This is a genomic window from Pseudoalteromonas sp. B131b (assembly GCF_037162545.1).
In the GTDB taxonomy this organism is placed as follows: domain Bacteria; phylum Pseudomonadota; class Gammaproteobacteria; order Enterobacterales; family Alteromonadaceae; genus Pseudoalteromonas; species Pseudoalteromonas fuliginea.
In genome coordinates this window covers 1930309-1942745 of sequence record NZ_JARLUZ010000001.1, presented here as the reverse complement: position 1 = coordinate 1942745, position 12437 = coordinate 1930309, and the positions used below count along the sequence as shown (strand labels likewise).

11 protein-coding genes are annotated in these 12437 nt (G+C 37.0%); all 11 read right to left on the bottom strand.

Annotated features, from left to right (window positions below; genetic code table 11):
* Positions 1-28: 28 nt before the first annotated feature.
* The 11 genes from P4S65_RS08825 to P4S65_RS08775 all read right to left on the bottom strand — a co-directional run bounded on the left by P4S65_RS08825 (position 29) and on the right by P4S65_RS08775 (position 12437).
* Complete coding sequence (locus tag P4S65_RS08825; protein ID WP_008135957.1) at positions 29-508, bottom strand: GNAT family N-acetyltransferase; 480 nt, start codon at positions 506-508, stop codon at positions 29-31.
* A gap of 5 nt (positions 509-513) precedes the next feature.
* Complete coding sequence (locus P4S65_RS08820; RefSeq protein ID WP_337119971.1) at positions 514-2709, bottom strand: motility associated factor glycosyltransferase family protein; 2196 nt, start codon at positions 2707-2709, stop codon at positions 514-516.
* On the bottom strand, positions 2627-2902 hold the full coding sequence (locus P4S65_RS08815) for a hypothetical protein (protein WP_306724115.1): 276 nt from the start codon (positions 2900-2902) through the stop codon (positions 2627-2629). Before P4S65_RS08815 ends, P4S65_RS08820 begins: the two co-directional genes overlap by 83 nt.
* Entirely contained in the window at positions 2892-3320 is a 429-nt protein-coding gene (gene fliS, locus P4S65_RS08810) for a flagellar export chaperone FliS (protein WP_008135950.1), read from the bottom strand. Before fliS ends, P4S65_RS08815 begins: the two co-directional genes overlap by 11 nt.
* 44 nt (positions 3321-3364) lie before the next feature.
* Positions 3365-4771, bottom strand: a complete 1407-nt coding sequence (gene fliD / locus P4S65_RS08805; protein ID WP_008135948.1) for a flagellar filament capping protein FliD — start codon at positions 4769-4771, stop codon at positions 3365-3367.
* Positions 4772-4797: 26 nt separating this feature from the next.
* Positions 4798-5214, bottom strand: a complete 417-nt coding sequence (locus P4S65_RS08800) for a flagellar protein FlaG (protein ID WP_008135947.1) — start codon at positions 5212-5214, stop codon at positions 4798-4800.
* Between the two features lie 85 nt (positions 5215-5299).
* Positions 5300-6268: a flagellin N-terminal helical domain-containing protein gene (locus tag P4S65_RS08795; protein ID WP_008135945.1), complete on the bottom strand. Its 969-nt coding sequence runs from the start codon at positions 6266-6268 to the stop codon at positions 5300-5302.
* Positions 6269-6432: 164 nt separating this feature from the next.
* Positions 6433-7404 (bottom strand): flagellin N-terminal helical domain-containing protein, encoded by a 972-nt coding sequence (locus tag P4S65_RS08790; protein ID WP_008135943.1) that lies wholly within the window; start codon positions 7402-7404, stop codon positions 6433-6435.
* 505 nt (positions 7405-7909) lie between these two features.
* On the bottom strand, positions 7910-8878 hold the full coding sequence (locus P4S65_RS08785) for a flagellin N-terminal helical domain-containing protein (protein ID WP_008135941.1): 969 nt from the start codon (positions 8876-8878) through the stop codon (positions 7910-7912).
* A gap of 320 nt (positions 8879-9198) precedes the next feature.
* Positions 9199-10431 carry a flagellar hook-associated protein FlgL gene (gene flgL / locus P4S65_RS08780; RefSeq protein ID WP_008135936.1) on the bottom strand — a complete coding sequence of 411 codons (1233 nt, stop codon included), beginning with the start codon at positions 10429-10431 and terminating at the stop codon, positions 9199-9201.
* A gap of 2 nt (positions 10432-10433) precedes the next feature.
* Positions 10434-12437, bottom strand: coding sequence for a FlgK family flagellar hook-associated protein (locus P4S65_RS08775; RefSeq protein ID WP_008135934.1), 2004 nt, complete (start codon positions 12435-12437; stop codon positions 10434-10436).

The following is a 12437-nucleotide window of genomic DNA, read 5'->3' as shown; positions in this document are numbered from 1 at the left end:
AAAAAGACTTAGGAAGAATAGATGTTTTTTATAGAAGTGACTTTTTCATAAGCAAACCTTTATCAGTTTGCTGACTAATTTCAAAACCCAGTTTTTTATATGCAGTAAGTGCTGGGAAATTACCTTTATCTACTCCAAGCAAAATAGATTCAATGCCTTGGCTTTTAACTAAAAACTCAGCGCTAGCAGAAATGACCTCGGCAGCTACGCCTTTCCCACGCCACTGAATTTCTCCCAACAAGATGCCCATGGTTGCAGTTTTATTAACTAAATCGATAGGCTCGTACTTTATATTACCTATATGCTCATCACCAGCAAAAATACCCAACAAAAGACATGTTGAGTCGGCATTTTTGGTTGCTATATAGTCTTTTAATTCACTTAAAGAAGACGATGTATAACTAATAAACTCTTTAGTTTTACTGTCTTTAAACCAACTGAGATAACGGCGCGAAGCGCACTGCTCGGTTAAGAGCCTAAGTGTAAACCTTTCACTCTTAATAATCATAGAAATTAACTTACAGATGGCTTTGAATAATCGAAGCTGTAATCGCTTAGCTCATTCCAGCGTTGTCTATATTGCTGTGGTGCATCAGCAATAAAATCGATCCAAAGTTTTTTAGCTTTTTCGTAGTAAGGGATAATACTTGTTTCATCACCGAAGTTATAAAGTAACGAAATAAGCACAGATGTAACATAAAGTGATTCACCTTCAAGCAGTAAGAACAAATGTGTGTATCGAGGATGATTTTTAAATGAAAACAAATACCTTAAGCTCTCGAGTAACTGCTTCAAAGCCTCTTTTCTATTTGAAGTCGGTTTATTAAGAATATCAGCCATTGTATTACAAAGTTGCTCAAATTCGTCAAAATCCAAATAATCTGTTAAACAGACATTTTCATCTAAACCAGAAAATGCCTGCTGTTTTATATGCCCAATAACTTCGTTTTTAGAAAAGCTAAACTCTTCCAACAAAATATCATCCGATTTCAAAGGCATGCTGCCCTTAATCGCACTACCATCACTGCAGTTAAAACAGTTCATTCCAATATCAGACTTAGACTCTAAAAAACGCTCCATTTGCACTTTACCTGTATGCATAAAGTGGTCAGTAATGATATTTCCACCAAAGTTACCTGGCACTACCAGCTCTCCACCCATTTTTAATGGCGCATGAATAGTTTCGCCTTCACCAGAATAATAATAACTACCTTTTGAATGATGGTGATTCGGATCTTTGTAGCCATTATCTGTACCAAATAAGTAAATGTTTTTAAACTCCATACTGCCAAAAAAGCTAAGCGCTGTATTACCAACTAGCGGGTTGCTGTACCCTATTGTTGTTGTGATACGATTGTTTTTCAAAAATTCTGAAATATGAAATAGCGATGTACCAGCTTCATTACCTTTAAGCGCAACACCGCACCAACCAAATAAATCTAAGACCTTAGGGTACATAACATTCAAAACAAGTAAATTTATTTTCTGTCGTGTTTGTTCGGGTATAAAAGCTGTTAAAAAGTCCTCTGTTGCTTTTGTTCTTTCAAGTGCAACATGGAAGTCAGGGGTTATGCCTTGCTTTAACAATGCTGTAGTCGCCGAATTACACGCAACAATTATAACCTTTTCTTTAAATTTTTTAATATTTTCAATATCATTATCCAAAGAAGGTCCATTTGCGACAATAAAAATAGGATAATGGTTATATTTTTCTACAATTTTTTGCGAGGGTTTTAGAAGATTAATACTCTTTTGAGAGTTGTTTACCGTGTGAGCGATACTGAGCAATGCATCATCAAAAAAACCCCAGCCCATGAAAAACTGATGGAAGTTATCTTTAAATTCAGCAATTAGTTTATTTACTGCTTCAGAAGGATAGTGTTGAAAGAACAATGCACTAGCAACACTGAATGCGCCAATATCATTTGCTCTACTGTAAAGAGCCTCGTACATCTCTTGTTCTGGAACGCCAATTGAAAAATATAAATAACTACCTGCTTCATCAACTTTACTAAGAAAATCAACCCAGTCAAAAGTAAATAAACTAGCAAAAAAGTAATCTTCATTAGGCTCAAATACACTAATGTAAGCTGCATTGAAATTATCAAAAAAATTATCTAAATAATACCCCAAACCAACCCCAAAAATAATAGCACTAGGGACATATTCTGCAAGACTACTTGCTTTCTCTAGACCTCGCTGGGCCTCATTATAAATAGAACCAATACCTGCCATCAAATCGATATGGATAAAGTTTGTCTCGTTTTTTATAAATTCTAACTGGGTATGATCGACTTTCCCTAAAATAGGGTTTTTAAGCATACTTTTAATCTGCTCTTTAGACTGAGTATGGGGGTCATCGCTATATATTGGTACCCCTGTATCATAATCAACAAAGTTAGCTGTACCATTTGGGTTCAGGAACAAATTGAATTTATTATCTGGTTCATGTGAAATAAACTTATCAGCTATCTCAGGAAAGTATTTTCTAAATGCATGAATATTATTTTCAAAAATAACATTCGCTTTTTCTACAAAAGCATCTTCATTTTGCTGTTTTTTAGAAATCGAATTCAGGGTTTCTTCAATCTCGTTTATAGACTTTTGAGCTTTGTGCAGATCATTTTTAGACATGTGTATATTTCTTAAGGTTTTTTTGATTTTTATTAAACTGGGTAATATTTTTATGAACCTGTTTTTTACTGACATCGACTTTATTGACTATAAAACGATGTCTTTCAACAAGAGACTGCAAATAAACTATATTTTCATTTAAAAGAGCTTTATCCATGCTATTCATGTTTTCTAATAACTGTTTATCTAATTTTGTTGCAAGTTCTAAATTTTCATTATCAATCGCAATCTCTAACTGTTTGATTAATGATTCAAACTTATCCTGCATGTGCGTCAATACCATTCTCAGACAACGTTTTTTCTCTTACGTCATATGGAATTTCATCCCATGCTGATTTTATCTCTTTTAATAAGTTAGAAACCTCCGTCACAATCTCAGGATCGTTTTTTATGCTTGCATCTAAGAGGCGATCAACCATGTAGCTATACAAAGAATATAAGTTATCAGAGACATCACCACCTGCGTCAAAATCAAGACAGCCGCGTAAAGCACTAATAATTGCCGACGCCCTTGAAATATGCTCGCTCTTAGCTTCTAAATGTTTTTTTTCAATGGCAACTTTTGCTAAAACCATCTTTTCTATCGCACCAGACATCAACATTTGAATAATTTCATATCTATCTGCACCTGCGACTCTCGTTTTTAGGGCTTCTTTTTGATAGTTTTTTACTTTAGCGTTATACATAATTCACCTATTTTATATGAATGCTTATTCAATTCTTAAAATGTTTAGTTATCTGAACGAGTAAATCCAGGAAGGCTCGCCAATTGAGCACTTAAGTAGGTTTGAGTTGATTGCATTTGAGCAAGTAACACATCTAAGCCAGCATACTGTTCACGTAGCCTTGCCTCCAAAGACTCCATCCTATACTGATGATTCTCAACATCATCTTCTAATTCCGATATTTGCCCGTTCAAACTATCTTCACGCTGCTTCATGATGCCGTCTGAATCTATGTAGTTATTAAGCAACGTTTCAAACTTTGTGGCTATACCGTTCTCACCTGCAAAAGCCTTGCCAATATCATCAAAATTATTATCTAATGCATCATTCAAACTGCGAACTAAAGATGACTTTTCTAAATAACCCTCTTTGTCAACGCCAATGCCTATATCAAAAATACTCTCAAATGGGCCTGCATCGGTCAAATTAGTAGACAAAGCATTAACGAGTTGTGAACTCAAAGATCGAATAGTAGAATCGCTATTTAGTGGTTTACCTACGCGCGACTGAAACCCTAATTGGCCAATAACATTGTTATAATTAGTAATAAGCTCATCAACTAGCGTCGTTGCGCTATCTCTATCAAAATCAACAGATAGCTTAGCTACTTCACCACCAACGCTTGCACGCTTAGCTGTAATAGTCATATCTTGCACAGCATCTTTAAAGGTATTTGTGTCATTCGTTATAGTGATACCGTCAACTTTTATTACCGCATCCTTTGCGGTATTCTCTGCTGCAATGCCAATACCACCTGCACCGCCTGCGTTACCTATAGTTGAAACATTATCAAGTTCAGCGTTATCATTAGTAATAACAAGATCGTTTCCTGTACCCGTTACTGTTGAAGTTAGGACAAGCTTTGCTTCTGTACCGGTGTTAATTATATTCGCAGTAACGCCAAAATTATTATCTGAGTCATTAATCGCATCACGTAAGTCAGAAAGCGTCGCGCCCGCGTCTAGCGTTAAATCAAAGGCTTTATCAGGCCCTGCCGAAAAAGACAATGTCCCGCCAGAAGCACTAACTACTTCTTCATTAGACGCAAATAATCCATCTTCAGATAATGCACGGCTGCCTTGAGCAATCTCAATAACTTCAATTTTAAAATCACCAGGCGTAATGTTTGAAGTAGGTGTGACAGAAATTAAATCTCCATCATCACTGGTTGGTTGAGTTATATTAGCAACTCGCTTATTAAAATTGTCAGGATCTGCTAGTTTTTCTATAGTGTCTTGTAACTGAGACAATGCAGATTTAACTTCACCGATAGCTGATAACTCAACTTGAAGCGCCTCATCCTTTGCAGCAAAGGCATTCATCTTAGGCACATTTTCAGCATCCACCGAAGCTGAAATAATACTTTCTAAATCAAGGCCTGAGCCAATACCCGCAGATGTAATAAGAGGCATAATATAATCCTAAATAGCTGAATGGCTTAGACTGTTTTATTAAACAGTAAACCCTTATTAATTAGTTTATCGGCAAATTCATCTAAAGCTTTAGCTATTTCCCTGAACTCTTCTGTAGGGATTTCTCTTATTATTTCATCGTTACTTTTATCAAGTACTTTGATAATAGGAAAATCCCCTCGTTCATCAAACTCAAATTTTAAATTAGTTGATGTTAAAGGGATATACTCATTTAGCTTTTCTAAATTTTCTTTTACTTCAACAAATAAATCATTATCTTTTTTCTCTTCAAGCTTTTGTGCAGTTTTAATATCAACAGCTTCTCTAGCTGTTAAATCAGTACCTTTTTCAAGCTTTTCTTTCTTTACTGCTTCTTTGGTAACAAAATTACTCGCAGTATGTAATCCATCTGTTGTTTTTTGTGTAGAGTTTAAATCAATCATTTCGGCACCCTCGAAACATTTATAAGTACTATAAGCCACATTTGGACAATTTGCTTAATCTAAAGTGGCCTATAGTTCAAATCAGTTAGCCTAAAAGAGATAGAGCAGCCTGTGGACGCTGATTTGCTTGGCTTAAAATTGTTTGACTAGCTTGTTGTAAGATTTGCATCTTAGTTAAGTTAGCTGTTTCTTGCGCGAAATCTGTATCCTGAATACGTGACTTAGCCGCTGATAAGTTTTCAGAGATATTTGATTGGTTGCGAATCGTTGATTGGAAACGGTTTTGAACCGCACCTAACTCAGCACGCTTTTTATCAACTACAGCGATAAGAGAATCCATACCTGCGAATATTACTTGTGCATTTGCTTGGCTAGATACACTAATAGCTGTTGCTATGAATGACGCGGCAAATGTATCTGTAGCGAGTGCTGCACCACCGATATCAGAAGCACCTTCAGCGAGTCCTGATAAGCGATTACCTGTAACAGCACTTGCCACAACAGCAATACCAGACATTGTAAAACCACCATTAGCTGACACACTGTTTACACCTGCAGTAGCACCTACATTTTGCATACTAAAACCAATAGTTTGCACTGCATCAGCACCAACTTGAAATTGAGCGTCATAGCTACCATCTAACAGGTTTTGACCACCGAACGTTGTATCTTCTGCAACACGGTTAACTTCTGATGATAGTGAACGAATCTCTTCTTGGATAGCTAAACGGTCTTCATCAGTATTCGAGCCATTTGATGCTTGTTGAGCAAGTGTACGGATACGCTGGAACATTGATGTTACTTCGTCAAGCGCTCCCTCAGCAGTTTGCGCAAGTGAAATACCATCGTTAGCATTTCGATTCCCTTGGTCCAAACCATTAACTTGCGATGTTAGACGGTTTGAAATCTGCATACCTGCAGCATCATCTTTTGCACTATTGATACGCATACCAGACGATAAACGTTGAAATGATGTATCTAACGCATTACTAGAGTTACTTAGTTGTCTTTGTGCGTTCAAAGAACTCACATTACTATTTACATATAAAGCCATAATAGCCTCCGCTTCAAAGTTCGATGGATTATAACGGGATACCCCTACCCTGTTATAATCCGAGATTTAGAGTACTGGATTTTTAGTCCTCTAAATCATTTATCGCCCATTAAAGCAAAAGCTTTAGCTTTATTTGTATTTAATTTTTATTTACGCCTATATTGTTAACCTTGAAGTAAACTAAGCGCCGCTTGAGGACGTTGGTTAGCCTGCCCTAAAATAGTTTGACTTGCTTGTTGTAATATTTGGTTTTTGGTTAAATTAGCCGTTTCCATCGCAAAATCAGCATCTTTAATACGCGATTTAGCTGCAGATAAGTTTTCAGAAATATTAGCTTGGTTACGAATAGTTGACTGGAATCTGTTTTGCACAGCACCTAACTCTGAACGTTTTTTATCAACAACTGCAATAAGTGCATCCATACCGGCGAAAACTAATTGCGCGTTAACTTGGCTTGAAACACTTATATTACTTGCGATAAATGTTGCCGCAAAAGTATCTGTTGTTAAAGCGGCCCCACCGATATCAGATACACCTTCAGCTAACCCCGATAAGCGCTGTCCTGAAACCGCACTTGCGATACCTGCGATACCTGACAAAGTAAACCCACCATTAGCTGACACACTATTAACTGCTGCAGTAGCACCAACATTTTGCATGCTAAAACCTATAGTTTGCACTGCATCAGCACCAATTTGAAAGCTTGCTGAGTAACTACCATCAAGTAAACTTTGGCCGCCAAATGTCGTATCTGTAGCAATACGGTTTACTTCATCAGATAATTGACGTATTTCTTCTTGAATTGCTAAGCGGTCTTCATCTGTATTCGAACCATTCGAAGCTTGTTGTGCAAGAGTACGGACACGCTGAAAGGTAGACGTAATTTCATCCATTGCACCTTCTGCCGTTTGGGCTAAAGATATACCATCATTCGCATTTCGGTTCCCTTGATTAAGGCCAAGTATTTGCGATTGTAAACGGTCTGAAATTTGTAATCCAGCAGCATCATCAGCTGCACTATTTATGCGAAGACCCGAAGAAAGGCGTTTAAAAGACGTGTCTAAATCTCCACCGCTTCTATCAAGTTGTCTCTGTGCATTTAGTGCGCTCACATTGGTATTTACATATAAAGCCATAATATACTCTCTTCTTATCTGTCAAAGTTAAGTCACTATCTCATTCGAAAGAAAGTGGATATTTGACAAAGTGACTAGATATGTACGCATAACTCATGCCTAGGGGCAACTATCTGCCACTTTGTAAGTTAATAATAAACTTACAAATACATAAGCAAACATTAGGCCAACTTTAGTTAACTAAAATAAAGAAGTATACAAGCAGCCATTAGACAACGCTTGGTTTGTGATTGGGCAGGCTAAAATAGTAGTATTATAATAAAAAAGAGTAATAAGGCCCTTACGGGCCTTATGATTTGATAAGTTTGAGAGTGGGTTAACTTTCATAAACTAATGGCATAGTTTATGCTTATGTTTATGTGTTCTGCAAATGTAAGAACTGTTGGGATTTAAAGCCTCCGCTTGAGAAATCCTGTAGCGCCTTTGTTAATACCCCATTAAACAAAGGCGCTTTTATTCTTCTTCGTCAATACTTTGACTAATCTTTCTGTTAAACCTTCACCGATTAACCTAGTAAGCTTAATGCAGCCTGTGGACGCTGATTTGCTTGACCTAAAATTGTTTGGCTAGCCTGTTGTAAAATCTGCATCTTGGTTAAATTAGCTGTTTCTGCAGCAAAGTCAGTATCTTTAATACGAGAACGTGCCGCTGATAAGTTTTCTGATATATTCGATTGGTTACGAATCGTTGATTGAAAACGGTTTTGAACCGCACCTAACTCAGCGCGTTTTTTATCTACTACCGCAATTAAAGAATCCATGCCTGCAAATACTACTTGTGCATTTGCTTGGCTAGATACACTAATAGCTGTAGCTACGAATGACGCGGCAAATGTATCTGTAGTTAGTGCTGCACCACCGATATCAGAAGCACCTTCAGCAAGTCCTGATAAGCGATTACCTGTAACAGCACTTGCCACAACAGCAATACCAGACATTGTAAAACCACCATTAGCTGATACACTGTTTACACCTGCAGTAGCACCTACATTTTGCATACTAAAACCAATAGTTTGCACTGCATCAGCACCGACTTGGAAATTAGCATCATAACTACCATCAAGTAAGTTCTGACCACCAAACGTCGTATCTTCTGCAACACGGTTCACCTCTGATGATAAAGAGCGAATCTCTTCTTGTATCGCTAATCTATCTTCATCTGTATTAGAACCATTTGATGCTTGTTGAGCAAGTGTACGAATACGTTGAAACATTGATGTTACTTCATCAAGTGCTCCCTCAGCAGTTTGTGCTAAAGAAATACCATCGTTTGCGTTACGGTTACCTTGATTTAAGCCATTAACTTGTGCGGTTAGACGGTCTGAAATTTGAAGTCCCGCTGCATCATCTTTTGCGCTATTGATGCGCATACCAGATGATAAACGTTGGAATGATGTATCTAATGCGTTACCAGAATTGCTTAATTGTCTTTGTGCGTTTAATGCACTAACATTTGTATTTACATATAAAGCCATAATATCTCTCCCGAAGTAAACTTATCATTTACTCTCAAACTTACTAGATTAAGCAGTAGTTGTTATTTCAACGCTTTGCTTGGTTAATTAAGTTATCGGTCCCTTTAAAAAATCCTTTAGCTTTTTTTAATTTTTTTATTCTTTATTTTTAACTAACTGTAATTTAATGGTTTTACCTATTTCAGTAAATTAAATAACACGATAGAAAACACTTGTTTATTTTTAATAATAAAAACCAAGTAGCTAAATTTAAAGGGGATAATCTTAAAAAGAAGGGAAAGATTCGAATAAGGCAAGTTGTTGCCTTATTCTTTGTAAAATTATAGATAATCAAATAATGAAAGGTTGGCTAAACGGCCAAAGGTTGCCTGAGATGCTTGAAGAGCTGTTTCTTGCTTTGTAAGTTCTGTAATAGCTTCAGTTATATCAATATCAACTAAGCCAGATCTTGACGATTTGTTATTGATATCTAAATCAGTATTTGACTGCTGTACTTTGTCTGCTGTATTAATTCGACCTCCAAGACCTGCTTGAGTAAGCGATACATTGTTCTTTGCATTATTTATCTGTACTAGTGAGTCAGCAAGAACTTCCTTAAATTCTTCTTGTGTTAGGCTAGGGTTCGTTAATCCTGCAATTAATTCATTCATTGAATTTAACACATTCTCTTTTTTAGGAGCTTCTAACGCAAAATCAACTTGTCCGCTGGCAACTGGAGATATACTAATTTCTAGACCTGCAAAACTAATCTTGGAACCACCAAAGTCACCTGCCGCCAATATTGTTCCACTCTGTTCAATTTGATAAGTATTTGGAGTACCCACAGTTGTTATAACATTTATTGTATTTGAGCCAATAGGAGCCGCGGGATCTGGGTCAAAATTAGATTTATGAAATAAGTCAAATTGCCCTTGTTCTGTTACAAAGACTTTAGCACTCGTTATACCACCAATCACAGTTCCGTCATTTGATGTAACATTTAATCGAGCGTCCACTTTTTCAAATGCATCAAAACCATTATCGCTCGATTTTATATCAACACCTTCAGCTATTTTTATCTTGTGTTCACCTTGATCCCCACCATATACATATATACCTGTTGATGACTCAAGTGCATAAGTCTGAGTATTATCTTGATAGCCTGAAAATATATATTTTCCATCTTCTGTTTTAGAATTCATTAAATCTAGCACGCTACTTTGAAGTGCTTTTATTTCTTCAGCTATAGACTCTCTGTCGACATCATCATATGCGCCATTACCTGCTTGAATAGTCAATGTATGTGCTTTTTCAAGTGCACTTTTAATTCCTTTGAGAGCTGCTTCCTCTATATTTAAACGGCTAGTGAGCATTGTAATATTTTTAGTGTATTGCTCATTACTTTGTATACGATCTGTATACTGCAAAGCACGAGCCGAAGCCGACGGATCATCCGAAGCTGTTAAAACTCGCTTTTGTGTATTAACTTGCTCTTGCGCTTTGTTTACGCTTTGTTGATTATTTAAAATTGAATTCAAACTATTTTGATACATTAAATTATTTGATAAGCGCATAACTACCTCGCAGCACTAAGTAAAGTGTCAAAAATGGTACGGGCCGTCGCTAAAACTTGTGCTGAGGCTGCATAAGATTGTTGAAAACGTAATAAATTAGCAGCCTCCTCATCTAGATTCACTCCCGAGAGTGATTCGTACCATGCTTCTGATTGTTGAGCGAGTGCTTCAAACGCCTCACCATTTGTTTTCGCCTGGCTGGTTACCACACCAATATCACTTACTAATCCCGCGTAAGCTTGATTAAATGTTTTATGGTTATCTGCATTCGTACCCGAAACCACATTTTGACGAACTAACTCTCCACTTTGTAATTCAGCAAGCTTTAAACCATTTCGATTATCATCAAAGCCACCTTCGTTAAATTCTAATGTGAAGGTATCACCCGTAGCAGTTGTGCCTTCTAAATCAAAATCGAAACCATATAATTCAAATCCATTACCTGCTTGCTGTAACATATTCTCTGCCGGAGGCGTTATCGTAAATGTACTGGTATTAACTCCATCTGATACTGTATATTCATCCAAGTTGGCTGTTTTAACTATCGAAATAGGCCCATTTGTAAGCCCAACTGGAGAAGAACTAAAACTGCCTGTTGTAACATCCGTAACTTCACCCACAGTAATTGTTGCTGAACCTGTATTATTAATATCGTTGGCGGTTCTAATTGGTGCGGCTAATGCTAAATCTTCACCACGCCCTGTTGTCAAAGACATACTTGCAGCAGCTTCTGAATTAAGCTTTATTTGAAACTGATCACCTGTATTTCCGGTCCCCGACACATTAATCTGTAACCCATATGACTCACCACTGGTAATAGTAGATGAATCTATAACTCCAGCAACTATATTTGCTGTTGAAGGGTTACCCAGCGGTTCACCTTTATTATCAACCGGCTGAATTTCTACTGTTGTGCCACTAGTATATGTAACTATGAAATCACTTGCCGGCAATTCACTACTTTTACCTGGCTCGAGCGTTGCTGTCATGGTTGAACCACCAGTATTGGCTGCATAAGCATAACCGCCGACTGCAGGTATATTAAATATATTGCCACCTAACTCACCATTAGCATCCATACCAAGCTTATTTTGCTCATTAAAAGAATCTGCAATAGCCAATCCCATTTGACCAATTTGATTTTGTGCTGGTACTAAAATATCGTCTCTAAATGCAAGTAAGCCGCCAATTTTTCCTTTCAATTTACTTGTATCAACTTCGAGAGGCACAACTTTACCACCATTAACATCAAGCTTAAGCTCTTTAAAATTAGGATCTGGGTCACCTCGCATGGAAAATAAATTAAAAGACCCATTCTGCATAACTACTGCTTCACCTGTACCCATAAAAACAAGCTTTTCACCGTTGGGGCCATCAAGTGTTTCTATATCTATAAGTTCTGACAGGTCACGAATAGCTTTATCGCGCTCATTATATGTAGAGCTAGCATCAGCTGCATTGTTAGTACCATTTACAGCAGCAATATCTTGATTCAACGTGCTTATTTTCTGAACTAACCCATTAGCTTCATCAGTGAAAATTTCGAGCTGTTCGTTTACTATATTTTTTTGATCGAACACAATTCCTGAAAGCCTATCCATTTGATTTATTAAATTTTCAGCATCAGTCATCACTAGCGAACGCGAAACCGTTGAAGATGGCTGGTTAAGTGCTCCTTGAACATTGTTAAATAAAGAGTTAACGCTTGTAGATAAACTATTCGATTCTTCAGAAAATAAAGTATCAACACGATTAGCTTCTACCACAAATTGCTCAAAGAAAGTTTTATTCGATGTATCTCGGTTTAATTGTTCCTGAGCAAACTGATTCAGTAATCGGTAAGTTTCACCTCGACCAACCTGATTATCAATCATGGTTGAATGCTCCGTTCGTTCACGAACATAACCTTCAGTATTTACATTTGCGATATTTTTGCTTGTCGTCTGCAGTAGCTCTGAGTTAGCCCTAACTCCAGAACTGGCAATACTTAATAAATTAAACGACAT

What these genes read in the sequence shown, in the direction of transcription:
- P4S65_RS08825 (WP_008135957.1), bottom strand. Translation starts at nt 508, where the DNA reads ATGATTATTAAGAGTGAAAGGTTTACACTTAGGCTCTTAACCGAGCAG.
- P4S65_RS08820 (WP_337119971.1), bottom strand. Translation starts at nt 2,709, where the DNA reads ATGTCAGTAAAAAACAGGTTCATAAAAATATTACCCAGTTTAATAAAA.
- P4S65_RS08815 (WP_306724115.1), bottom strand. Translation starts at nt 2,902, where the DNA reads ATGCAGGATAAGTTTGAATCATTAATCAAACAGTTAGAGATTGCGATT.
- fliS (WP_008135950.1), bottom strand. Translation starts at nt 3,320, where the DNA reads ATGTATAACGCTAAAGTAAAAAACTATCAAAAAGAAGCCCTAAAAACG.
- fliD (WP_008135948.1), bottom strand. Translation starts at nt 4,771, where the DNA reads ATGCCTCTTATTACATCTGCGGGTATTGGCTCAGGCCTTGATTTAGAA.
- P4S65_RS08800 (WP_008135947.1), bottom strand. Translation starts at nt 5,214, where the DNA reads ATGATTGATTTAAACTCTACACAAAAAACAACAGATGGATTACATACT.
- P4S65_RS08795 (WP_008135945.1), bottom strand. Translation starts at nt 6,268, where the DNA reads ATGGCTTTATATGTAAATAGTAATGTGAGTTCTTTGAACGCACAAAGA.
- P4S65_RS08790 (WP_008135943.1), bottom strand. Translation starts at nt 7,404, where the DNA reads ATGGCTTTATATGTAAATACCAATGTGAGCGCACTAAATGCACAGAGA.
- P4S65_RS08785 (WP_008135941.1), bottom strand. Translation starts at nt 8,878, where the DNA reads ATGGCTTTATATGTAAATACAAATGTTAGTGCATTAAACGCACAAAGA.
- flgL (WP_008135936.1), bottom strand. Translation starts at nt 10,431, where the DNA reads ATGCGCTTATCAAATAATTTAATGTATCAAAATAGTTTGAATTCAATT.
- P4S65_RS08775 (WP_008135934.1), bottom strand. Translation starts at nt 12,437, where the DNA reads ATGTCGTTTAATTTATTAAGTATTGCCAGTTCTGGAGTTAGGGCTAAC.